General features: G+C 63.7%; 13 protein-coding genes. 1 reads left to right on the top strand and 12 read right to left on the bottom strand.

Annotated elements, in window-relative coordinates:
- Positions 1-73 precede the first annotated feature (73 nt).
- The 11 genes from glgX to AC3WVQ_RS15855 all read right to left on the bottom strand — a co-directional run bounded on the left by glgX (position 74) and on the right by AC3WVQ_RS15855 (position 20,983).
- Positions 74-2,038 carry a glycogen debranching protein GlgX gene (glgX, locus tag AC3WVQ_RS15905; RefSeq protein WP_090297923.1) on the bottom strand — a complete coding sequence of 655 codons (1,965 nt, stop codon included), beginning with the start codon at positions 2,036-2,038 and terminating at the stop codon, positions 74-76.
- A gap of 293 nt (positions 2,039-2,331) precedes the next feature.
- Positions 2,332-3,960: an alpha-D-glucose phosphate-specific phosphoglucomutase gene (locus tag AC3WVQ_RS15900; protein WP_034786858.1), complete on the bottom strand. Its 1,629-nt coding sequence runs from the start codon at positions 3,958-3,960 to the stop codon at positions 2,332-2,334.
- A 6-nt stretch (positions 3,961-3,966) separates the two neighbouring features.
- Positions 3,967-5,409, bottom strand: a complete 1,443-nt coding sequence (gene glgA, locus AC3WVQ_RS15895; RefSeq protein WP_090297920.1) for a glycogen synthase GlgA — start codon at positions 5,407-5,409, stop codon at positions 3,967-3,969.
- 7 nt (positions 5,410-5,416) lie between these two features.
- Positions 5,417-6,679: a glucose-1-phosphate adenylyltransferase gene (gene glgC, locus AC3WVQ_RS15890; RefSeq protein WP_034786853.1), complete on the bottom strand. Its 1,263-nt coding sequence runs from the start codon at positions 6,677-6,679 to the stop codon at positions 5,417-5,419.
- Positions 6,680-6,791: 112 nt separating this feature from the next.
- Positions 6,792-9,002 (bottom strand): 1,4-alpha-glucan branching protein GlgB, encoded by a 2,211-nt coding sequence (glgB, locus tag AC3WVQ_RS15885; protein WP_090297918.1) that lies wholly within the window; start codon positions 9,000-9,002, stop codon positions 6,792-6,794.
- Entirely contained in the window at positions 8,999-11,461 is a 2,463-nt protein-coding gene (locus AC3WVQ_RS15880; protein WP_034787265.1) for a glycogen/starch/alpha-glucan phosphorylase, read from the bottom strand. The genes glgB and AC3WVQ_RS15880 overlap by 4 nt, the downstream gene beginning before the upstream one ends.
- 207 nt (positions 11,462-11,668) lie before the next feature.
- Positions 11,669-12,991 (bottom strand): vWA domain-containing protein, encoded by a 1,323-nt coding sequence (locus tag AC3WVQ_RS15875; RefSeq protein ID WP_090297915.1) that lies wholly within the window; start codon positions 12,989-12,991, stop codon positions 11,669-11,671.
- Positions 12,992-13,169: 178 nt separating this feature from the next.
- Positions 13,170-14,048 carry a transglutaminase family protein gene (locus AC3WVQ_RS15870; RefSeq protein WP_034786844.1) on the bottom strand — a complete coding sequence of 293 codons (879 nt, stop codon included), beginning with the start codon at positions 14,046-14,048 and terminating at the stop codon, positions 13,170-13,172.
- A gap of 2 nt (positions 14,049-14,050) precedes the next feature.
- A complete protein-coding gene (locus AC3WVQ_RS15865) occupies positions 14,051-16,459 on the bottom strand; it encodes a circularly permuted type 2 ATP-grasp protein (protein ID WP_492382866.1) in 2,409 nt (802 codons plus the stop codon).
- Entirely contained in the window at positions 16,460-19,786 is a 3,327-nt protein-coding gene (locus AC3WVQ_RS15860; RefSeq protein WP_492382865.1) for a transglutaminase family protein, read from the bottom strand.
- A gap of 162 nt (positions 19,787-19,948) precedes the next feature.
- On the bottom strand, positions 19,949-20,983 hold the full coding sequence (locus AC3WVQ_RS15855) for an aldo/keto reductase (protein ID WP_034786838.1): 1,035 nt from the start codon (positions 20,981-20,983) through the stop codon (positions 19,949-19,951).
- 129 nt (positions 20,984-21,112) lie between these two features.
- Between AC3WVQ_RS15855 and AC3WVQ_RS15850 the strand changes: the two genes are divergently transcribed.
- Positions 21,113-22,024 (top strand): LysR family transcriptional regulator, encoded by a 912-nt coding sequence (locus AC3WVQ_RS15850; protein ID WP_034786836.1) that lies wholly within the window; start codon positions 21,113-21,115, stop codon positions 22,022-22,024.
- Here the strand turns inward: AC3WVQ_RS15850 and AC3WVQ_RS15845 are convergent.
- Positions 21,996-23,813: a GGDEF domain-containing protein gene (locus tag AC3WVQ_RS15845; protein WP_110819347.1), complete on the bottom strand. Its 1,818-nt coding sequence runs from the start codon at positions 23,811-23,813 to the stop codon at positions 21,996-21,998. The genes AC3WVQ_RS15850 and AC3WVQ_RS15845 overlap by 29 nt on opposite strands.
- Between the last annotated feature and the right edge of the window lie 30 nt (positions 23,814-23,843).

The following is a 23,843-nucleotide window of genomic DNA, read 5'->3' as shown; positions in this document are numbered from 1 at the left end:
TAAACGCCTCGAAACAAGCCCCCCAAGCGATCTATAGGCTCGCCCGTTGCAACCTGCAAGTGGTGGAAAAGCTTTAGAAAACCTCGACGAAGAAGGCAACGGAGCGCGGCGCCACGTGATCGGCGGGGGATGACGCTGCGAGCGCATCCTGCCATTTTCCATTGACGCTGTCGGGCAGGCGGAGGGGATGCGGCGCATGGCTGCGATTGATGACGACGGCAAGCCGCGTTGCCCGCTTCTGGGTGCGGTCGGGGGTGGTCAGCACCATTGTCAGATTGTCCGTTGCCGGATGCTCCCAGTCGGTCACGGTCATCGGGTGACCGTCGAGACGGCACCACTCGACGTCGCCGTTTCCTGTCAGGAACGTGGTCTCGTCGAAAACGCCGAAGCGGGAGCGCATGGCTGACAGGGCCTCAGTATGGGCGACGATCTCGTCGTCCATCGCCGTCCAGTCGAGCCAGGTGATGGCGTTGTCCTGGCAGTAGGCGTTGTTGTTGCCCCGCTGGCTGCGCCCGGCTTCGTCGCCGGCGGTCAGCATGATCGTGCCGCGGGTGGCAAAGAGCGTGCCGATGAGCGCCATCACGTCATGGCGGCGAGCCGCCTTGATTTCCGGATCCGCCGTCGGCCCTTCGGCGCCATTGTTCCAGGAATGGTTCTCGTTGTGGCCGTCGCGATTTTCCTCGCCGTTCGCCTCGTTGTGCTTGCCGGCATAGGAGACGAGATCGGCCAGCGTGAAGCCGTCATGGGCGGCGATGAAGTTGACCGTGCGCGTGCCGCTCTCACCCCAGCGGGCGAAACTGCCTGAGGAGCCGGCAAGCGCTGTCGCCAGCGCGCCAATCGAATGGCGGTCGCCGCGCCAGTAGATGCGGAGGTCGTCGCGGGCGCGGTCGTTCCACTCGAGGAAGGGCGCGGGGAAATTGCCGAGCTGGTAGCCACCGGGACCGATATCCCAGGGCTCGGCGATCAGCACCCGGTCGGCAAGCAGCGGATCGGCCGCAATCGCCTGAAAGAGTGGGGCATCGCGGTGGAAGCCGCCCATGTCGCGGCCGAGGATCGAGGCGAGATCGAAGCGGAAGCCGTCGACGCCGGCAGCGCTGACGAAGTGGCGCAGGCTGTCGAGGATCAGTGCCTCGACCACCGGATTGTCGCAGGCGATCGTGTTGCCGCAGCCGGTATCGTTGATCAGCTCGCCCGGGCGGTCGGTGGCGTGACGATAATAAGTCAGGTTGTCGAGGCCGCGCATCGACAGCGTTGTGCCGAAGCGATCGCTTTCACCGGAGTGGTTGAAAACGAGATCGAGGATGACGCCGATGCCGGCCTTGCGCAGCGCCTCGACGGTCTTTCGCAGCTCCTTGATGCCGCCCGGCACCAGGCGCGGATCGAGTGCCATAGGGGCGATCGGATTGTAACCCCAGCCGTTCTTCAGACCGAGCGGTGGCAGATGGCGTTCGTCGATCCAGGCGACGATCGGCATCAGCTCGATGGCCGAGACGCCGAGGCGCTTCAGATGTTCGATGATGGCGGGCTCGGCGAGGGCGGCCACCGTGCCGCGCTTGGCTTCGGGCACGTCGGGATGAAGGATGGTGAAAGGCTTGACGGCGATTTCGTAGACAAGGCCGCCGGCGCGAAAGAGCGGCGCCTTCACCTTGGCAGCCTTCACCTCGGTGACGATCGCTTTCGGTACGAGGTCGGCGGTGTCTTCGCCAAAGATCGTCAGGCGCGGATCATGGCCAAACGGACGGTCGAGTTCGATGGCATAGGGATCGACGAGAAGCTTGGACGGATCGAACCAGAGACCGTGATCGGGCGAATAGACGCCATCGGCCCGGAAGCCGTAGCGCGTTCCTTTCGGCGCGTCGGCAACCTTCAAGCTGTGAATGTCGCCGTTCCGCGTCATCGGCAGCTGGCGCAGCTGTTTGGCGCCTGATTTGTCGAAAAGGCAGAGATCGATACGGGCGGCATTGTGCGACCAGACCGAAAACACGGTGCCTTCGGAGGTGATGATGGCACCGAGGGGTGGGTTTCCTTTGGTCGGCATGAAGGCGGCCCTCTTCGTGGTGTCGTCGGTGTGTGTGTGTGACCCACCCCCCTCTGCCCGGCCGGGCATCTGCCCCACAAGGGGGAGGTTGACTTGTGGCATCCTCCCATTCCACCGATAAACCGATGCGTTGGTTTACGGGCGAGGGGATCCCTGCGACGTCAACGCCATCTTAGGGCAAGGCCGTGCCGCAGATCGATCTCCCCCTTGTGGGGGAGATGCCCGGCAGGGCAGAGGGGGGTAAGCGGCAAACGAAAAAGGGCCGCATCAAGCGGCCCCGATAGTGCGGTATCTCAGGTAATGACGCTCGGCTCGGTGCGGCCGGTGCGGGTCTTGATGCTGGCGATCTCTTCGGCAACGGCGATGAGATCGGCGAGCGCCGTCTGCGTCTCGATATCGTGACGCGAGGCGTCCGGCTCGAAGCGCTCGATATAGACGCGCAACGTTGCTCCCGATGTGCCGGTGCCCGACAGGCGGAAGACGACGCGGGAGCCGCCTTCGAACAGGATGCGGATGCCCTGGTTCTTGCTGACGGAATGGTCGACCGGATCGTTGTAGGCGAAGTCGTCCGCGGTCGCGACCTTGAGCGCGCCGAAGGACTTGCCGGGCAGCGTGGCAAGCTGGTCGCGCAGGTTGGCGATCAGGCCATTGGCCGCATCAGAATCGACCTCTTCGTAGTCGTGGCGCGAATAGTAGTTGCGGCCGTAGGTCGCCCAATGGTTCTTGACGATGTCGAGCGCGCTTTCCTTGCGCACCGCCAGAATGTTGAGCCAGAGCAGGACTGCCCAGAGCCCGTCCTTCTCGCGCACGTGGTTGGAGCCGGTGCCCGCACTTTCCTCGCCGCAGATCGTCGCCATGCCCTCGTCGAGCAGGTTGCCGAAGAACTTCCAGCCGGTCGGCGTCTCGTAGATGCCGATGCCGAGCTTTTCGGCGACACGGTCGGCAGCACCACTGGTCGGCATCGAACGGGCGATGCCGGCAAGACCCTTGGCATAGCCGGGTGCCAGATGCGCGTTGGCGGCGAGCATGGCTAGACTGTCGGACGGTGTGATGAAGATGCCGCGGCCGATGACGAGGTTGCGGTCGCCGTCGCCGTCGGAAGCGGCGCCGAAATCCGGTGCGTCGGGCGCCATCATCGTCTCATAGAGCGCGCGGGCATGAACCAGGTTCGGGTCCGGGTGGTGGCCGCCGAAATCGGGCAGCGGGATGAAGTTCATCACCGAGCCCTTAGGCGCGCCGAGTCGCTTTTCGATGATCTCCTTGGCATAGGGACCGGTAACGGCGCTCATCGCATCGAAGACGACGCGGAAGCCGCCTTCAATCATTTTGCGGATCGCGCCGAAGTCGAACAGGCTTTCCATCAACTCGGCATAATCGGCGACGGGATCGATGACGGTGATCGTCATGCCGTCGATGTCCTGCGTGCCTTCGGCATCAAGGTTGATGTCGGCGACATCGGAGATCTTGTAGCTGTCGATCACCTTGCTGCGCGCGAAGATCGCGTCAGTGATCTTCTCCGGTGCCGGGCCGCCATTGCCGATGTTGTACTTGATGCCGAAGTCTTCGGTCGGGCCGCCAGGATTGTGGCTGGCCGACAACACGATGCCGCCAAAGGCTTTGTACTTGCGGATGACGTTGGAGGCAGCCGGCGTCGACAGGATGCCGCCGCGGCCGACGAGCACGCGGCCGAAGCCGTTGGCCGCCGCCATCTTGATGGCGATCTGGATGACTTCGCGGTTGTAGAAGCGACCGTCGCCGCCGATGACAAGCGTTTCGCCCTGAAAGCCTTCGAGCGAATCGAAGATCGACTGGATGAAGTTCTCGGCATAGTTCTTCTGCTGGAAGACCGGGACCTTCTTGCGCAGCCCTGACGTGCCAGGCTTCTGGTCGCCGTAGGGGGTTGTGGTAACCGTTCTTATCATGCTGACTTAACCTTTCCCGAGAAGTCCGGAATAAAGAGAGACGTAACGCTCGGCACTTGTGGCCCAGGAAACGTCCGATTTCATGCCCTGGGTCTGAATTTTCGACCAGACTTTGGGCTCGCTGTATGCACGCAGCACCCGCCGGATCGCAAGCCGCAACCCATCGGCATTGACAGGCGTGAACTGGAAGCCGGTCGCGACCTTGGCCGCAAGCCCGGCCTCGTTGGCGTCGATGATGGTATCGGCAAGGCCGCCGGTGCGGGCGACGACCGGCACGCAGCCGTAGCGCAGGCCATAGAGCTGGGTAAGCCCGCAGGGCTCGAAGCGCGACGGAATGAGGATGGCGTCGGAGCCCGCCTGCATCAGATGCGACAGCGGCTCGTTGTAGCCGGTGACCATGCCGATATGGCCGCGATGGCGGGAGGCAGCGGCGAGCAGCGCGCCTTCGAGCGCCGCGTCGCCGGAGCCGAGCACCACGAGCTTGCCGCCCATGGCGACGAGCTCGTCGGCGATCTCGGCGACCAGATCCATGCCCTTCTGCCAGGTGAGCCGGCTGACAACGCAGAAGATCGGGCCGTTGCCTTTTTCAAGGCCGAAGCGTTCCTCGAGCGCACGCCGGTTGGCCGCGCGCTGCTTCAGGCTCGTTGCGCTGAAATGCTGGGCGATGTGCGGGTCGGTCTGCGGATCCCAGATGTCGGCGTCGATGCCGTTGACGATGCCAGAGAGGTCGGCGACGCGGCTCTTCAACAGGCCTTCGAGGCCCATGCCGAATTCGGGCGTCAGGATTTCCTGCGCATAGGAGGGGCTGACGGTGGTAATGGCGTCGGCGGTCTGCAGGCCGCCCTTCAGGAAGCCGACGTCGCCGTAATATTCGACGAACTGCATCGAGAAGGCTTCGGCGGGAAGGGCAAGCTCGGGGAAGACTAAGGCGCCGAACTGGCCCTGGAAGGCGATGTTGTGGATCGTCATCACCGTCGGCGTTGCGGCCGCCGGGCCGAAATGCATGTAGACCGGCGTCAGCGCGGTCTGCCAGTCATGGGCGTGAACGATATCGGGTTTCCAGCCCGAGACGACATCGCCGCCGGCAATTTCTGCCGCCGCAAGCGAGAGTGCGGCAAAGCGGCGGAAATTGTCGACGTAGTCGCGGCCGGTGGCATCGACATAGGGGCCGCCGTCTCGGGCGTAGAGTTCAGGCTGGTCGAGGACCAGCAGATCGAGCCCGTCGATTTCGGCGGCGAGAACTGTCGCCGGATTGCCGAACAGGTTTTCGAAACTGCCGACCTTCTTTTTCTTCTTCAGCTTCTGCAGCACGGCCGGATAGCCGGGCACCAGCGTGCGGGTCTTGACGCCGTGCGGCAAAAGCGCTGCCGGAAGCGCGCCGACGACATCGGCGAGCCCCCCGGTCTTGATCAGCGGATAGACTTCGGACGCAACGGACAGGACGTTCATGAAGTGCCTACATTCCCAGTTTGTCGATCATCGTTTGCGTGATCAGGCAGACGCCGTTTTCCGAACGCCGGAAACGCTTGGCATCGAGCACCGGATCGTCACCGACGACGAGGCCCTCGGGGATCACGACACGGCTGTCGATGACCACGTTGCGCAGCGTCGCGTGGCGACCGATCTTCACATCGGGAAGAACTACGGCATTCTCCAGACGGGAATATGAATTTACGCGGACACCTGTGAACAACAGGCTGCGGTTGAGCGCGGCGCCTGAGATAATGCAGTCGCCGGAGATCAGCGACGAGGTTGCCGAGCCGCGGCGGTTTTCATCGTCATGCACGAATTTCGCCGGCGGCTTGATCTCGGCAAAGGTCCAGATCGGCCAGGTGCTGTCGTAGATGTCGAGCTCCGGCGTCACGTGGGTCAGGTCGATATTGGCCTGCCAATAGGCATCGATCGTGCCGACGTCGCGCCAGTAGGCCTCGCGCTCGAAGTCCGACCGCACGCAGGACTCTGCGAAACGGTGGGCGACGGCTTTGCCGTTATCGACGATGTAGGGGATGATGTCCTTGCCGAAGTCGCGGCTCGATTTCGGATCGGCGGCGTCGCGGCGCAGAAGATCCATCAGGAACTTCGTGTGGAAGACATAGATGCCCATGGAGGCAAGCGCCATCTCCGGATTGCCGGGAATGCCCGGCGGATCGGCCGGCTTCTCGACGAAGGCGATGATGCGGTCCTTTTCGTCGACATGCATCACGCCGAAGCCGGTTGCTTCCATGCGCGGCACCTCGAGGCAGCCGATGGTGACGTCGGCGCCGGAATCGACGTGCTGCTGCAGCATCAATTCGTAGTCCATCTTGTAAATATGGTCGCCAGCAAGGATCACCATGTATTCGACGCCATGGTCCTCGATGATGTCGATGTTCTGGTAAACGGCGTCGGCCGTGCCTTCGTACCATTGCGTTTCGGAAACGCGCTGGCTGGCCGGGAGAATATCGAAGCTTTCGTTTCGCTCCGGGCGGAAGAAGTTCCAGCCACGCTGCAGGTGGCGGATCAGCGAATGCGCCTTGTACTGGGTGGCGACGCCGATGCGGCGGATACCGGAGTTGAGCGCGTTCGACAGCGCGAAGTCGATGATACGGGCCTTGCCGCCGAAATAGACCGCCGGCTTCGCCCGTCGGTCGGTCAGTTCCTTCAGGCGACTGCCGCGACCGCCGGCGAGAACATAGGCCATGGCATCACGTGCCAGAGGTTGCGTACGCTTTTCCACCATTTGTCCTCCCCATTCATTGACCTTAAGGGGTCGTCACGGCGGCCTTCTGCGACGCCTTGCGGCCCTCGATATTTGCAGTCTTCCGCCGCCTTCGGCTGGCGGGTCGGATAAATTACTCCTGTTCCAGAATCAGTGTCGCGAGCGGCGGCAGGGTGATGTTGGCCATGATCGCTCCCGTGCTGTTCTTCTCGGCAAAAACCGCGCCGCCATTGCCCTTGCCGCTTCCTCCATAGATTTCCGCGTCGCTGTTGAGGATCTCCTTCCAGCGACCCTTGACCGGCAGCGGGATGGCGTAGCTTTCCCGGTAGACGGGGGTGAAATTGGTGATGACGGCGACCAGTTTTTCGCCGGGCGCCTTGCGCAGCCAGGCAAAGACCGAGTTGTCGCGGTCGTCGGCCAGCAGCCATTCGAAACCTTCGCCTTCGCAATCGCGCGCATGCAGCGCCGGCTTGGCGCGGTAGGTGCCGTTCAAGTCACGCACCAGCCGTCGCATGCCCTCGTGCAGATGGTATTCGAGCAGGTTCCAGTCGAGCGCTCGATCCTCGGACCATTCGCGCCATTGCGCGAACTCCTGACCCATGAACAAGAGCTTCTTGCCGGGATAGCCCCACATGAAGGCATAGTAGGCCCGGAGATTGGCGAACTTCTGCCAGTCGTCGCCGGCCATCTTGGCGATCAGCGAGCCCTTGCCGTGCACGACCTCGTCATGGGACAGCGGCAGCACGAAGTTCTCGTTGAAGGCATAAAGCAGGCCGAATGTCAGGTCGTTGTGGTGGAACTTGCGGTGCACCGGCTCGCGCGACAGATATTGCAGCGTGTCGTGCATGAAGCCCATGTTCCACTTAAAGCCGAACCCGAGACCCCCCGCATGGACCGGATGGGAGACCTTCGGCCAGGAGGTCGATTCCTCGGCAATCGTCAGGATACCCTTGTGAGAGCCGTATATTTCCGTGTTCAGCGTCTGCAGGAAACGGACGGCCTCGAGGTTCTCGTTGCCGCCATATTCGTTCGGCACCCACTCGCCGTGCTTGCGCGAGTAGTCGAGGTAGAGCATCGAGGCGACCGCATCGACGCGCAGGCCGTCGACATGGAATTTTTCCGCCCAGTAGAGCGCATTGTTGACGAGGAACGACAGCACTTCCTGGCGGCCGAAATTGTAGATCGCCGTGTTCCAGTCGGGGTGGAAGCCTTGGCGCGGATCCTCGTGTTCGTAGAGTGCGGTGCCGTCGAACCAGCGCAGGCCGTGCTCGTCGGTCGGAAAATGTGCCGGCACCCAGTCGAGGATGACGCCGATGCCGACCTTGTGGCAGCCGTTGACGAAGCGGGCAAAACCTTCGGGCTCGCCGAAACGGGCGGTCGGCGCATAAAGACCGGTTGTCTGGTAGCCCCAGGAGGGGTCGAAAGGAAACTCCGAGATCGGCAGAAACTCGATATGAGTAAAGCCCATGTCGACGCAGTAGGGGATCAGCCGGTCGGCAAGCTCGTCCCAGGAGAGCATCTCGCCATTGTCGCGGCGCTGCCAGGAACCGGCGTGCACTTCGTAGATCGAGATCGGTTGCCGTCTTGCGTCGGCCGAGGCCCAATGCTTGCGGTGTGCCTCGTCGTCCCAGGTCTGCGCGATTTCCGGCGTGGTCATCGAGGCCGTGTTCGGGCGTAGTTCGGAGCGCCGGGCAAAGGGATCGGCCTTGAGCGGCAGACGCGTGCCGTTGCGGTCGAGGATCTCGTACTTGTAGACAAGGCCCGCATCGACGCCGGGAATGAAGATTTCCCAGATGCCGGTGTCGGTGCGCAGCCGCATGACGTGGCGACGGCCGTCCCAGTCGTTGAACTGGCCGACGACCGAAACACGCTTCGCATTCGGTGCCCAGACGGCGAAATGGTAGCCGCTGGCACCGTCATGCTCGATCGGGTGCGCCCCCATCTTGTCGAAGAGCCTGAGATGCGAGCCTTCGCGAATGTAATAATCGTCCATCGGTCCGAGAACCGGACCGAAGCTGTAGGGATCGACGACCACCCATTCGCCGCCCTGATTGCGGGCGCGGTAGCGGACGGGCTGTGGCTTCTTCAGCGCCACCGGGCCTTCGAAGAAGCCGGCATCGTCGCGCCGTTCGATCGCCCCCAGGTCCTTGCCCGAGAGCGTTTCGACCGTCACCGTCTCGGCATCGGGGACGAAGCAGCGGGCAAGGACGGTCTTGCCGACGGGGTGCACGCCAAGAACCGCAAAGGGGTCGTCATGCGTGCCCTTGAGGATGGCCGCGATATCCGGGGCTGACAGCAGACCTGAAGCTGCGGGTTCCGGGTCCTTGCCGGCCGAGGGCGTCATCCAGCTCTCCAGATTTCCCCGGCATATTGCCGGATGGTGCGATCGGACGAGAACCAGCCCATCCGTGCGGTGTTGCGGATTGCCTGCGCGTGCCAGTCGGACGGCGTCGTCCAGAGCTGGTCGAGCTCGCGCTGCGCCTTGGCGTAGGCTTCAAAATCGGCAGCGACCATGAACCAGTCGTGATTGTAGAGCCCTTCGACGAGGCTTGCGAAGCGATTGCGGTCATCGGGCGAGAACACGCCGGACGCAATCGCCTGCAGCGCCTGCGACAGCTCGCGCGAGCCTTCGATGATGGCGCGCGGATTGTGACCTTCGGCTCGTGCCCTGGTCACCTCTTCGGCGGTCATGCCGAAGATCTTGATGTTTTCCTCGCCGATCCAGTCGCGCATCTCGACATTGGCGCCGTCGAGCGTACCGATCGTCAAGGCGCCGTTCAGCGCGAACTTCATGTTGCCGGTGCCCGATGCTTCCATGCCGGCCGTCGAGATCTGCTCGGAAAGGTCGGCAGCCGGAACCATGATCTCGGCGAGCGAGACGTTGTAGTTCGGCACGAAGACGATCTTCAGGAGGCCGCGCACCGCCGGATCGTTGTTGACGACACGGGCGACGTCGTTGGCCAGTTTGATGATCAGCTTGGCATTGTGATAGCTCGGCGCCGCCTTGCCGGCAAAGAGCTTGACGCGCGGCACCCAGTCGAGCTCCGGATGGGAGCGGATCTGGTCGTAGAGCGCCACGGCCTCGATGATGTTGAGGAGCTGGCGCTTGTACTCGTGGATGCGCTTGATCTGGATGTCGAACATCGCCGACGGATCGAGCCGGATGCCGAGGCGGCTCTGCACGAGCTGCGCGAGGCGCACCTTGTTGGCGCGTTTGACCGCGGCGAAATGTTCCTGGAAGTCCGCCTTGTCGGCGAAGACGTCGAGCGCCTGCAGCGCCTCGGTATTGTCCATGAACTCGTCGCCGATCGCGTCGCGGATCAGTCCGAAGAGACCGGGATTGCACTGCATCAGCCAGCGGCGCGGCGTAATGCCGTTGGTCTTGTTGTTGATGCGGTCCGGGTAGAGCTTGTGCAGGTCGGCAAACACCGTTTCCTTCATCAGCTCGGTGTGCAGTGCCGAAACGCCGTTGATCGAGTGCGAGCCGACAAAGGCGAGATTGCCCATGCGCACGCGTCGTTCGCCGCTTTCGTCGATCAGCGAGATGTTGCGGATTTCGTCGTCCGTGGCGCCCTTCTGGCGGCGGGCCTCGATCAGGATCTTGGCGTTGATCGCATAGACGATCTGCATGTGGCGCGGCAGCAGGCGCTCGATCAGCGGTACCGGCCAGCTTTCGAGCGCTTCGGGCAGAAGCGTGTGGTTGGTGTAGGAGATCGTGCGGCGGGTGATGTCCCAGGCCTGCTCGAAATCGAGGCCGTGCAGGTCGGTCAAGAGCCGCACCAGTTCGGCAATGGAAATGGCTGGATGGGTGTCATTGAGCTGGATGGCGACGGCGTCCGGCAGCGAGTTGAAATCCGGGTATTGCTGCAGGTGACGGCGCAGGATGTCCTGCAGCGAGGCCGAGGAGAAGAAGTATTCCTGGCGTAGGCGCAGCTCCTGGCCCGCTGGCGTCGCGTCGGCCGGATAGAGAACACGCGTCAGGCTTTCCGCCTTGTTGCTTTCGCGAAGGGCGCCGATGTGGTCGCCGGCGTTGAAGGCGGCCAGCAGGATCGGGTCAATCGGCTGCGCGGTCCACAAGCGCAGCGTGTTGACGCGTTTTGCCCGCCAGCCGACGGCGGGCGTGTCGAAGGCGGTGGCGATGACGCGCTCGGCCGGTTTCCACACGAAACGCTGGATTTCCTCGTCGACATTGGCGGTTTCGACCACGCCGCCGAAGCCGATTTCGTAGGAGCTTTCGCGGCGTTCGAATTCCCAGGGGTTGCCGTGGGCAAGCCAGGTTTCGGGTAGTTCCACCTGCCAGCCATCGGCCATCTGCTGGCGGAAGAGGCCATGCATGTAGCGGATGCCGTAGCCATAGGCGGGTACGTCGACGGTCGCCATCGATTCCATGAAACAGGCAGCCAGCCGTCCGAGACCGCCATTGCCGAGGGCCGCATCCGGCTCGAGCTGGGCGACGACATCGATATCGACGCCGAGGGAGGCGAGTGCGTCGCGCATCTCGTCCATCAGGCCGATATTGGTCATCGCATCGCGCATCAGCCGGCCGATGAGGAATTCGAGCGAGAGATAATAAACGCGCTTGGCGCCGGTTGCGTAGGTCTTGCGGGTGGAGTCCATCCACTTGTCGGTGATGCGGTCACGCGCAACCAGGATCGCCGCCGTCAGCCAGTCATGGGGCTTGGCGACCTTCGGGTCCTTGCCGATGCGGTACTTCAGACGTTCGAGGATTTCGACGGCGAGCTGGCTAGGTTCAGACGACCTTGGGGCGGGCTGCGGCACGTCGTTGGTGGAGAGCCTGTTCATCATGAAACTGTCTTTACCCTTTTGCGTTGGGAGATCGCAGGCCGGACCCGACCGGGGATAAAGCCAATTTATGCATCGATCCGAAGCGCTTGCAACAGATGTTTTTAAATGGATTAGACTTGTCTCAGACGGTGGAGAACGTATCCCGCCGAAACGCAAAATGCCGCCCAGCGGGGCCGGGCGGCATCGTCAGCGATGTGGTCTGTCTTACCTTGTCAGGCGTGCCATCTTGCCCGAGGTGGTGGCGCCGATTTCACCGAAAACCTTGACCAGAGCTGCGGCATCTTCCGGCGACTTGTAGTCGGCTGTGCTGCTGGCGCATCGGCTGAGCACCGATTTTCCCTGGATCGGCGCCATGAAGGCGATGGTGAAGACGCGAATGCCGGCGTCCTTGGCATCCTGGCACGCCTTGAGCGTTGCCGTGTCGGATTTGGAATCCTGGGCTTTGTATTTGTCGAGTTCCGGTTCCGGCTTTGGCGCCGCCGGGATGGTCAACGCCTTTCCTTCGAAATGTGTGTTCGCCCCATCGGTCATGAAGACTATGTACTTTTTCGGCGTCAGGCCGTTGGATGCCGTGTGCGCGTCGTTTTCGCCCTTGAGCTTCAGATCCGTGACGGCCTTGGCGAAGGCGCCGCTCGAATCCGTGCCGCCGTTCGCCTCCAGGTTCTTGACGTAGGTACTGGCCTTCGTCGTGCCCCAGGCCAGTTTCTCTTCCGGGAAGATGGAGCTGCTATAGGAAACAGCGCCGACACGGACATACTTGTTGTCGGGGTCCATCTCGGTGAGTGGCTTCAGCAGCGTCTCAACCGCGGATTTCAAGGTCGTGATCTTGTCGATCATGCAAGGGCTGGTCTCAGAGATGCTCTTGCCCCAGTTCTCCGCCGTCCAGTTCTTGCACTTGGTGCGCTTCTCGTCCTTCACATTCGTCACGAAGGCCATCGAGCCCGAGCGGTCGAGCACGAGATACATCGACATGGCGTTCTTGGTTTCCGTCGCGCTCTCGGCAACGGCTACCGTTTCCAGATTGACGGACTTCTGTCCGAGCAACCGCGTCATGGGGTTGAGCTGAATTGTCTGCTTGTTGACGATCGTGACCTTGAAGGCCTTGTCGCTCTTGCCGACAGTCGTCATGACGATGTCGACCGTCGGCTGAACCTGGGTCTCCGTCGGGTCGGTCACGCCGCCCGCGGAAGCGCTGCTGGTGCCCGGGTCGCTGCCGCCGGCTCCACCGGGCAGATCGGTCGAGCTTGCGCCCGACTGCGCCTTCAGGAAGTTCAAGGCGATTTCCTTGGCCTTCTCGGTCGCCAGCGTATCCTTGTTTGCAACCAGTGCGGACGCAGCCGCAAGTGCTGCCGCGTCGGCTGCATCCTGCATCTGGTTTTTCGTCGTGATCATGGTGGCCAGATCGACGGCGACGCCGCCGGCTGCCAACACCAATGGCGCCGCGAGTGCTGCCATGATGCCAAAATTGCCACCCCGGTCCTTGAGCATGGCTACGAAGGACCGGCCTACCGTGTATCGTCTTCCCATCTTTGCACACCCCAAAGGAACACGTTGCAAGCTTGGGGGCATCAATAGCGGCGATGGCTTACGATATCGTTCCGGCAATCCTTGCAATTTTAATGGATTGCCGGAAAACCGGTTGTTGTAAGGGGTTCTGCGGCACCCTGTCTGTTCCGAAGCGGGAATCGGCCTGTGCCAAATCGGGTCACGGTACCGGAATGACGTCGACCGCCTGTTTCGTCGTTTGGCTGCCGTAGCTTTTCAGGACCCCGATGACGGGCGCGACATCGCCGTAGTCGCGGCCATGGCCGACGACGATATGGTCGGTTCCAGCCGGAATATTGTTGGTCGGATCGAGTTCGAGCCACCCACCGGTTGTGCCGCACCAGACGCGCACCCAAGCGTGCATGGCATCGGCCCCCTCCAGGCGCTCCTTGCCGGGCGGAGGGATCGTCCTTAGGAAACCGCTAACATAGCCGGCAGGGATGCCGAGGCTTCTGAGCGCCACGATCATGACATGGGCGAAATCCTGGCAGACGCCGCGCTTGAGCTTGAACGCTTCTGCCGGCGTCGTGTTCACGGTTGTCGCCTCGCCGTCATAGGCGAAGTCGCGATGGATGCGGTCACACAGTGCAACGGCGATCTGGCGCACGGTCATCGTGTCGGTAATGGTGTCACGCGCGTAGGCGGCAATGTCGGCGACCTCGGGCAAGAGTGGGCTCGGGCCGGCGAAGTGATGCGGCGCGTCGGCATCGACGGACCAGCAGGCCGCAAGCTCGGCCGGCAGGCCGGTGAGGTCAGGGGAGAAGTCCGCGGTCAGGGCCTGTGCTTCCACCTGCACGCGCGCCTGCATGCGGATCGTCAGGTCTGCATGCGAGTTGCGAAAGAGAATCGACGTAAACGGGTTGGCGAAGAAGTCGATGCTCTCGGTACGTTCGGCCGGCATGGGATGGCAGCTGAGCGAGCCGACGACGAGACGTTGGCGACCGGGCAGCGTCGCCGGCAGCACGCGCACGAGGTGGCGGCCGCCGGACACCGGCACTTCGTAGTCATAGATGATCTTCAGGCTGATGTCGTAAAGCATGGCTAGCCGAGATAGGTGCGCGCGAGCAGATCGGACAGGCTTTCGAGATCCCGCTCCAACCGATTGTAGACGCCGAGGTTCATGGCTTCCGGTGTCATCACCGCCAGGCCCGAATGCAGCCGCATCGCCTCGCGGTAGAAGGGGGACATCTGGCCGTTGACGAAGGCGTTCGGCAAGAGCTCGACCTCGGTCTTGATCTCATTCAACTGGTAAAGCACCGAGCGCGGATTGAGGGGATCGAGCGCCAGGAGGTCGGTGACGGTCAAGGCGGCGGTGCTGACATTGTAGCGCCGGCGATGGGTCATGACGCTATCGCCGATTTCGAGCAGCATGTCACAGGCGCCATCGGGCGCATCCGGCCCCGACATGTGGCCGAGCAGCCGGGTCATGTGCAGGCCGCGCTCGATATAGCGGCCGATCGAAAGAAAGCGCCAGCCGGTGAAGCGGTACATGTTTTCATGCACGAGACCGGCAAAGCCGGCGAGCTTGCGCAGGAGCACGGTGATTGCGCGGGTCGCGTCGTCGCCGGCCTGCACCGTCGCGTGGAACTTGCGCGCCGTCTGCGACAGGTCGTTCAGTGCCAGCCAGCCGTCCGGCGAGAACCGGTCGCGGATGTTGCCGGCGCTGAAGAGGGCGCTTGCGATATTGGCGAGCAGGCTGTCGGGCACAGGCTGGCGCGCATCGATGTCGAGGGCTGCGAGATAGTCGCCGACATCCTTAAGGAGCGGCAGGTCCGGATCGGCGGTTTCGGCGAAGCGGCCATGCCAGGCGCGCAGGATGCGAAGCGCCCCTTCCGCACGCTCGATATAGCGGCCGAGCCAGAAGAGATTGTCGGCCGCCCGGCTCGGCAGGCTTCCCGGCATGTTGCGGGTGAAACTTTCCTCGGCCGGAAGCAGCGTCGTGCGCTCGACCGGTCGGTCGCTGACGATCCAGACATCGGCGGCGGTGCCGCCCGCCTGCATCGCGATCGCGGCGACATCGTCGCCGGAGCCGATGCGGGCAAAGCCCCCTGGCATGATCTGCCAGCCGTCGCGGGTGCGTGCCGCAAACACCCGCAGGCTCATCGGCCGCGGGGTCAGTCGGCCACGCACCCAGGCCGGCGTGGTCGAAAGCGTGACCACCTCCTGGCCCACGAGCTTGCCGCCCTCGGCGCTAAGCCAATCTGCGATCGAGGCTCGAGCCTTCTCATCAAGCGTACGGCCGAGTACCGACTGGCCATTGTCGTCGAAGAAAGGGCGGGTCTGGTAGGCGGGGCCGATGACCATGCGGTCGAGGTTGGCGGCGACCTGTTCGCGTTCGGCGCCCTGGCCGCACCACCAGGTGGCGATCGAGGGCAGCTTCTGTTCCTCGCCCAGCAGATGGCGGCAGATCGCCGGCATGAAGGCGAGGAAGGCGCGGGTTTCGACGATGCCGGTGCCGAGCGCGTTCACGATTGAGACCGAGCCGGCTCTGAGCGCCTCGACAATGCCCGGTGTGCCGATATGCGAGGACTGATTGAGCTCGAGCGGATCGGCAAAGGCCGCGTCGAGACGACGCCAGAGCACGCCGATGGGCTTGAGGCCGGCGACGGTGCGCACCATCACCCGGCCGCCGATCACGGTCAGATCCTCGCCTTCGAGCAGCATGAAGCCCAGATAGCGGGCGATATAGGCATGTTCGAAATAGGTCTCGTTGGCGATCCCCGGCGAAAGAACGGCGATGCGGTCGTCCGGGTGCAGCCGGCGGCTCTGCAGCGTGTCGCGGAACTCGCCAAAGAAGCCGGCCAGCCGGTGGACGTGGCTTTCGGCATAAAGATTGGAGAAGGCACGCGTGGTCGCGACCCGGTTCTCCAGGGCGAAGCCGGCGCCCGAAGGTGCCTCGGTGCGATCGGACAGGACCCACCAGTTACCGTCGGGTCCACGGCCGATCTCGAAGGAGACGAAATGCAGGAAGTGGCCGTCGGCCGGTTTCACGCCGACGAGAGGGCGCAGGAACTCCGGATTGGAGGCGACCAGCGCCGGCGGCAGCAGCCCTTCGCGCACCAGCCGGTTCTCGCCATAGATGTCGGCGACCACCTTTTCCAGAAGTTCGGCGCGCTGCACGAGGCCTTGCGAGACGTGCGCCCATTCCTTTTCGTCGATCAGAACCGGAATGTGCGACAGCGGCCAGCTTCGCTCGGAACTCTCCTTGGCGCCATAGACGCGATAGAACACGCCGGCGTCGCGCAGATAGCGGTCGGCGCGCGCGAAGCGGTTGGCAAGTTCGGTCTCGTCGAGCCGCCCAAGCGTCGCGAGCAGCCGCTGCCAGACCGGGCGGACATTGCCGTCCTGGTCGAGCATTTCGTCGGCAATGCCCGGTAGGGCACGGTAGCCGAAGACCGGATCGTCGTCGGTGCCCGGATGGTTTGCGGCCGCTGTCTGCTTCTTCGGCATTTACGCTCCTGGTGGACGCCTGAGATCAAGCGTCATCGGGAATTCCGTCGACGGGCTTTCGGGGCGCAGCGGATAGCCTCCCGGCGTATGGCCCCAAGGCTCGAACCGCGCCAGGCGTCGCGCCTCCGCCTCGTTGCCGTTGACCGGAAACGTGTCGTAGTGGCGCCCACCCGGGTGGGCGACATGGTAGATGCAACCGCCGATCGCCCGATTCGACCATGTATCATAGATATCGAATGTAAGGGGAGTGTTGACCGGTAGCACCGGGTGTAGCCCTGAGGCCGGCTGCCACGCCTTGTAGCGGACGCCGGCCACCGCCGTGCCATTCGAACCAGTGCGTGTGAGCGGCAAGGGCCGACCGTTGCAGGCGACCGTATATCGCTCGGGATTGGCGGTATCGAGCTTGACCTGCAGCCGTTCGATCGAGCTGTCGACATAGCGCACGGTGCCGCCGATCGCGCCCTGTTCGCCCATCACGTGCCAGGGTTCGAGCGCCTGACGGATTTCGAGCTTTGCCCCCTCGTATTCGACCTCGCCGCAGAAGGGGAAGCGGAACTCGAGCTGAGCCTCGAACCATTCCGGCTTCAGATCGAAGCCATGCGCCCGGAGATCGGCGAGCACGTCGAGAAAGTCCTGCCAGACGTGATGCGGCAGCATGAAACGATCGTGCAGCGCGGTGCCCCAGCGCACGAAGCGACCGTCGACCGGGTGCTTCCAGAAACGGGCGATGAGGGCGCGCACCAGCAATTGCTGGGCAAGCGACATGCGGGCGTTCGGCGGCATCTCGAAACCGCGGAACTCGACGAGGCCGAGACGGCCGGTGGGCCCGTCAGGCGAAAACAGCTTGTCGATGCAGATCTCCGCCCGATGGGTGTTGCCGGTGACATCGACGAGCAGGTTGCGGAACAGCCGGTCGACGAGCCAGGGCAGGGGCGGCGGCGTTGCAGAGCCCGGCATCGGCACCTGCGCCAGGGCGATTTCGAGTTCATAGAGCTGGTCGTGCCGGGTCTCGTCGATACGCGGCGCCTGCGAGGTCGGGCCGATGAAGAGGCCGGAGAACAGGTAGGAGAGCGAGGGATGCCGCTGCCAGTGCAGCACCATGCTTTTTAGCAGATCCGGGCGGCGCAGGAACGGGCTGTCATTCGGATTGGCGCCGCCGACGACCACGTGATTGCCGCCGCCGGTGCCGGTGTGACGGCCGTCGATCATGAACTTGTCGGCACCGAGCCGGCTCTGGCGCGCCTCCTCGTAGATCGCCGTGGTGATATCGACGCAGTCCTGCCAATGGGCGGCCGGATGAATGTTGACCTCGATGACGCCCGGGTCCGGCGCAACGCGGATGACGTTGATGCGCTCGTCCTGCGGCGGTGCATAGCCTTCGATGTGCACGGGCAGGCCGATCGCAGCGGCAGCGCGCTCCGCAGACGCGATCAGATCGAGATACTCCTCGACGCTTGTCGTCGGCGGCATGAAGACGCAGAGCCGGCCGTCGCGCGGCTCGACGCTGATGGCGGTGCGCACCAGTCCGGCGATCTCGTCGCGCGGCGCCGGGAGCGGTGTTTCCGGAACTTCCGAGGCCTGGAAGCGTGCATGCTGCGTGCGGGCGCTGCTTTCGCTGAAGTCCGGCAAATCGTCGCGCGGGACCGTCGGATCGACCGGATGGATATAGGGGTAAGCGGAGGGCGCGACATAGGGTAGGGCGCCGAGCGGAAGGCGATAGCCGACGGCGCTGTCGCCGGGAACGAGGAAGATGCGGCCACGGCGCGTCTGCCATTTCTCGCTCATCCACTTCACGCCGGTGGCGCGCGTGTTCCAGGCTTGCACCGGCAGAACATAGCCGGTCGGCGCCGTCAGGCCGCGCTCGAACACGCGGGCCATGCGGCTGCGCTCCTCGGGATCCTTCAGCTTGGAGTTGGCAGGATCGACGTTGTCGGGGAGGTTTGCCTCCTTCAGCAGCCAGTCGGCCGGGTCTTCGAAGGCCGGCACGACCATTTCGGTCGGCACGCTCAATTCGCCTGCGACCAGATGCAGCAGGCGTTCGGCATCCGCTACCGTCACGTCGTGGCGGCCGGTCTCCTCGGCGATCAGGTCCGGCCGGCGCCAGATCGGCACGCCGTCCTTGCGCCAGTAGAGGGAGAAGGTCCAGCGCGGCAGGGTTTCGCCCGGATACCATTTGCCCTGGCCATAATGCAGGAAGCCACCGGGGGCGAAGCGTTCGCGCAGCCGGCGGATCAGTGTGTCGGCCTTCTCGCGCTTGGTTGGTCCGACGGCCTCCGTGTTCCATTCCTCGGACTCGAAGTCGTCGATCGAAACGAAGGTGGGCTCGCCGCCCATCGTCAGGCGGATGTCGTTTTCCTCAAGCTCCCGGTCAACCTTCCCGCCGAGTGCATTCAGCGCATCCCAGCTTTCGTCGGAGAAGGGTTTGGTGATGCGCGGGTGCTCGGCGACGCGCCTCACCTTCATGTCGAAAGCGAAGTCGGTGCGGGTCTCGGGATCGCCGAAAAATTCTCCGGAGATCGGCGCGGCGTTGCGGTAATGGGGCGTTGCGGCAAGCGGAATGTGGCTCTCGCCGGTCAGCAGGCCCGAGGTCGGGTCGAGCCCGACCCAGCCGGCGCCGGGCAGGTAGACTTCGGCCCAGGCATGCAGGTCGGTGAAGTCGTGGTCGGTGCCGGAGGGGCCGTCGAGGGCTTTCAGATCCGGCGTCAGCTGAATGAGATAGCCGGAGACGAAGCGGGCGGCGAAGCCGAGATTGCGCAGGATCTGTACGAGCAGCCAGCTGGAATCGCGGCAGGATCCTCTTGCCGATGTCAGCGTCTGCTCCGGGTCCTGCACGCCCGGCTCCATGCGGATCACATAGCCGATTTCCTTCTGCAGGCGTGCGTTGAGCCCGACGACCATGTCGATGGTGCGCTGGCGGGAACGGTCGACCGTTGCCATGAAGGCGGAGAGCGCCGGGCCGAGCGGCTCCGGCGTCATATAGATCCGGAGATCGTCGCTGAGATCCTCGGGGTAGGGGAAGGGCCAATGCTCGGCCTCTTCCTCGACGAAAAAGTCAAAGGGGTTGTAGACGGTCATGTCGGCGACGAGATCGACTTCGATTTTCAGCTCGCTCACCGGATCGGGAAAGACGAAACGGGCGAGGTAGTTGCCGTAGGGGTCCTGCTGCAGGTTGACGAAATGGTTGCCGGGCGAAACCTTCAGCGAGTGGCTGATGACCTTGGTCTTGGAATGGGCAGCGGGCTTCAGCCGGATGATCTGCGGCGAGAGGCTTACGGGACGGTCATAGATATAGTGGGTCAGGTGATAGATACTGGCCTTGATCGACATGCCGGATTTGATCCCCTTCGTGGCGGGTCTGACGCCCCCCATCGCCACGAAGTTTGTGCAATGCAAATCGAGAATGCAAGCGCGAAAGCGCCCGCAGAAAATCAGGGCGGCGCAACGCCTTCGCACGCCCGGACGGGCGTGCGAAACATTGGCCATCCTCGGTCAGACGATCGGCGGATTGATGCGGGCAAAACCCTCCTGGCGGTAGTAGGGGAAGTAGGGGTAGGCCGGCGTCGTTCGGCTCGCCGCGTCGAGTCGGGCGATCTGGTCCGCTGACAACGACCAGCCGACGGCGCCGAGGTTCTGGCGAAGCTGCTCCTCGTTGCGGGCGCCGATGATGACGCTCGAGACCGTCGGGCGCTGCAGCAGCCAGTTGATGGCGATCTGCGGGATCGTCTTGCCGGTTTCCTCCGCGAGCTGGTCGAGCACGTCGACGACATCGTAGAGCTTCTCATCATCGACCGGTGGGCCGAAGGCCGCAGTGTCGTGCAGGCGGCTGCCTTCGGGCCACGGCTTGCCGCGGCGGATCTTGCCGGTGAGACGCCCCCAGCCGAGCGGGCTCCAGACCAGAGCGCCGACGCCTTGGTCGGCGCCAAGCGGCATCAGTTCCCATTCGTAGTCGCGTCCAACCAGCGAATAGTAGACCTGGTGGGCGACGTGGCGCACGAGGCCGTGCTTCTCCGAGACAGCCAGCGATTTCATCAATTGCCAGCCGGCAAAGTTCGAGGCACCGACGTAGCGCAGCTTGCCGGCGGCAACCAGACTGTCGAGTGTCGAAAGCACCTCCTCGACCGGCGTTCCCGCGTCGAAGGCGTGCAGTTGCAAAAGGTCGATGTAGTCGGTGCCGAGCCGCTTCAAGGCATCGTCGACGCCCTTGACGAGACGCGTGCGCGACGTGCCGGCGTCGTTCGGTCCGTCGCCCATCGGCAATGCCATCTTGGTGGAGAGAAGCACGGCATCACGCCGGCCCTTGATGGCCGCGCCGAGCACGCTCTCGGACGCACCGTCGGAGTAAACGTCTGCGGTATCGAAGAGATTGACGCCGGCTTCGAGCGAGATGTCGATCAGCCGCCGGGCTTCCGCGGCGTCGCTGTTGCCCCAGGCGCTGAAGAGCGGCCCCTTGCCGCCGAAGGTGCCGGCGCCGAAGCTCAAGGCAGGCACTTTCAGTCCCGATGATCCAAGCCGTCTGTATTCCATGTCGTCAAACTCCTCGTTGGTTTTGTCTTTGCGAGAGCGGAAGTCCGCTCGCCCACCAGGAGAAGGTGGTATCGCGGCCATTTGCGATGTAGACCGGATGAAAGAACATCATTTGTGAGTTGAAGTCACATGTCGCGCTTGTCTATCAACCGTTCGGGGGAGATGGCGGTTTTCGCCAAGGCGGTGGAGCTCGGCGGCTTCTCGGCCGCGGCAAAGGTCTGCTGCATGACACCCTCGGCCGTCAGCAAGCTCGTGCAGAGGCTGGAGGAAAGGCTCGGCGTCCGGCTCATCAACCGCTCGACGCGGCGGCTGCAGCTGACGGCGGAAGGCTGTGCCTTCTATGAGCGGGCGGTGCGCATCCTTGCCGATATCGACGAGGCGGAGCGCGAGGCGGGTTCAGGCGAAACGCCCGAGGGCCGCGTGCGGCTAAACGTCAGCGCTTCCTATGCGGTGCATGTGCTGATGCCGGTGCTGCCGGAGTTTCTCTCGGCCTTTCCGTCGGTCTCGCTCGATATCCTGCAGACCGACGCCGTGGTCGATCTGATGGCGGAGCGGGCCGACATCGCCGTGCGCGCCGGTCCTCTGAAGTCTTCGAGCCTGATCGCCCGCAAGCTCGGCAGCACGTCGATGACGATCGTGGGCGCGCCGTCCTATCTTCAACGGTTCGGCATGCCCGAGAGTGTCGGCGACCTCGAAGCGATGAACAGGCTGAGCCATAGCTATGCGCGTTCGATCGATGGCTGGCCGCTCCTGTCGAACGGGGAGCCTTTCACGCTGGCGCCGACGGAGCAGGTCCGCGTGAGCGACGGCGAGGGTTTGCGCCAGCTTACGCTCGCCGGTGTCGGGCTGGCGCGACTGCCCACGTTTACGGTCAAGGAGGATATCCGTTGCGGTCGGCTGACGGCGGTCGCCGAGCACTTGAACCCGGGCGACATCGAGGCATTCCATGCGGTGTTCCACGGGCAGGGTGGAGCCCTGCCGGCGCGCGTGCGGGTGGTACTTGATTTCCTGGCTAAGCGCGCGCGGATTTCATCGCCTTGAACGGCTGGTGCGTCGCTTCGGCCGGCTGGCCGCAGACGCGATTGCGGCCCTCGGACTTGGCGCGATAGAGCTCGTTATCGGCAAGTTCGATCAGGTGCTTCCAGCCACCGTTCGCGCTGCGGCCTTCGGCCACGCCGAAGCTGGCGGTGACGTTCAGCTTCCGTCCGTCGGCAAGGACGATCGGTTCGTGCGCGAGGTTGACCCTGATCCTTTCGGCAAGGGCAAGGGCGGACTCGATGCTGTCGCCGGGCGTGATCACGGCAAACTCCTCACCGCCGAAGCGGGCGACGAGATCGGAATTGCGCACGGAATTGCGGATGATGCGGGCGGTTTCCTGAAGCACGATGTCGCCGATCAGATGGCCGTGGGTATCGTTGATCTGCTTGAAATGGTCGATGTCCATCAGGATCAGACAGGCGTCCTGATCCTTGCCGTCCGTGTCTTCCGCGCCGCCGATCAGCTCCAGCGCGCGGCGGTTGAGCAGGCCGGTCAGTTCGTCGGTTTCCGCCTGGCGTTCGAGATGCTGCATCAGCAGCGTGCGCTCGTCGAGGCGCTGGCGCAGGATGTCGATCGCATCGAACAGGCGCCCCATTTCGCCTTCTCCGCCCTTGCCCTGAAGGCGCGCGATCGGGCGATCATTGGCAAGCTCGATGATGCTGTGGCGCGCAAGAAGCAGCGGTTCGAACACCAGCGATCGGGCGCGCCGCATCAAGATCAGCAACATCAGGAAGAGCGAGAAGGTCGCAAGGCTCGCCACGGCGAGCTTGATCGACGCGCGGGTCTTGTTGGCGGACAGGCGCTCGACGGTCGAATCCATGAAGGCGCGACGCAGATCTTCGAGCGGTTTCATCTTCGGGACGAAAAGGTCGGTGAGCTGTTCGGCGGTCATCGGGTAGTCGCCCGAGCGTTTACCGACGGCGACGATGTTGTCGATGATCGCAAAACCTTCGGCAAAGAACTCGCGGTCGATCTTGGCGAGATCGCCGATCTTCGACGGATCCAGGCCTGGAAGCGCGCCCGGCTTGCCGACGATCGCCCAGACCTCCTGCAGCCTGCCGCGCGTGCGCTCGCTGTCGGCCAGATTCTTGATCGCGAGCGGCTTGCCGACGGCAACGGGCGCCATGACGTGCGAGCCGAGGCGACCGCCGTCCTCGCGCAGATTGGCGAGCATCTGGGCTGCAAGGGCAATGCCCGCAAGGTTCGGGTCGGTGTTGGTCAGGCGCTGAATGTTCCAGTCGATCGCGGGGCGAAGCGCATCGATCACGCCGAACATGGCCTCGATCGTCGCTTCGATTTCGGCAAGGTTCCGCCGTTCCGGCGGAAGGGCCGCAATGCGATCGACTTCCGCACGCGCAAGCATCAGCCGACGATGGACCTCGACTAGGATGGGCGAAAGCGCGCCGGCCGGTTCGGAGCGGCTGGCATTGTCGATGTCGGCGGTGATCTGAGCCAATGCCGCGTCGCTGCGGGCACGAAACTCCGCCAGCCGCGCCTGGACAGTCGAGCCGGGCGCTACGCCAAGGCCGAGCACACCGTTGGACGGGCCACGTTCGGCCGAGAGGTAGTTTGCGGCGTCGAGGACGCGGCAAAAGGCCATGACTTCCGTCAGGTTGCGGCGCGCGACGACAAAGTCGCTATAGGATGCGGCGATGATTTCGGTCGCAAGAATGCCCGTGCAGGCAACGACGATCGCCACCAGCCATTGGAGCTTGCGTCGCAGGGCCCTGGCCGTACGCGCTTCCCCCACGCCCATCTGAGGGGACGCATAGGTGCTGCCCTTATTGCTCATATGCGCGAAGTTGCTCCACTCATGTCGCCG

Source organism: Ensifer sp. EB106-05-01-XG146 (assembly GCF_058791875.1).
The sequence above is the reverse complement of the archived record's forward strand: the minus strand, read 5'-3'. Positions and strand labels throughout refer to the sequence as shown.

Bases quoted from the DNA above. Each gene is read 5' to 3' on its own strand.
- glgX (WP_090297923.1), bottom strand. From the start codon at position 2,038: ATGCCGACCAAAGGAAACCCACCCCTCGGTGCCATCATCACCTCCGAA.
- AC3WVQ_RS15900 (WP_034786858.1), bottom strand. From the start codon at position 3,960: ATGATAAGAACGGTTACCACAACCCCCTACGGCGACCAGAAGCCTGGC.
- glgA (WP_090297920.1), bottom strand. From the start codon at position 5,409: ATGAACGTCCTGTCCGTTGCGTCCGAAGTCTATCCGCTGATCAAGACC.
- glgC (WP_034786853.1), bottom strand. From the start codon at position 6,679: ATGGTGGAAAAGCGTACGCAACCTCTGGCACGTGATGCCATGGCCTAT.
- glgB (WP_090297918.1), bottom strand. From the start codon at position 9,002: ATGACGCCCTCGGCCGGCAAGGACCCGGAACCCGCAGCTTCAGGTCTG.
- AC3WVQ_RS15880 (WP_034787265.1), bottom strand. From the start codon at position 11,461: ATGAACAGGCTCTCCACCAACGACGTGCCGCAGCCCGCCCCAAGGTCG.
- AC3WVQ_RS15875 (WP_090297915.1), bottom strand. From the start codon at position 12,991: ATGGGAAGACGATACACGGTAGGCCGGTCCTTCGTAGCCATGCTCAAG.
- AC3WVQ_RS15870 (WP_034786844.1), bottom strand. From the start codon at position 14,048: ATGCTTTACGACATCAGCCTGAAGATCATCTATGACTACGAAGTGCCG.
- AC3WVQ_RS15865 (WP_492382866.1), bottom strand. From the start codon at position 16,459: ATGCCGAAGAAGCAGACAGCGGCCGCAAACCATCCGGGCACCGACGAC.
- AC3WVQ_RS15860 (WP_492382865.1), bottom strand. From the start codon at position 19,786: ATGTCGATCAAGGCCAGTATCTATCACCTGACCCACTATATCTATGAC.
- AC3WVQ_RS15855 (WP_034786838.1), bottom strand. From the start codon at position 20,983: ATGGAATACAGACGGCTTGGATCATCGGGACTGAAAGTGCCTGCCTTG.
- AC3WVQ_RS15850 (WP_034786836.1), top strand. From the start codon at position 21,113: ATGTCGCGCTTGTCTATCAACCGTTCGGGGGAGATGGCGGTTTTCGCC.
- AC3WVQ_RS15845 (WP_110819347.1), bottom strand. From the start codon at position 23,813: ATGAGCAATAAGGGCAGCACCTATGCGTCCCCTCAGATGGGCGTGGGG.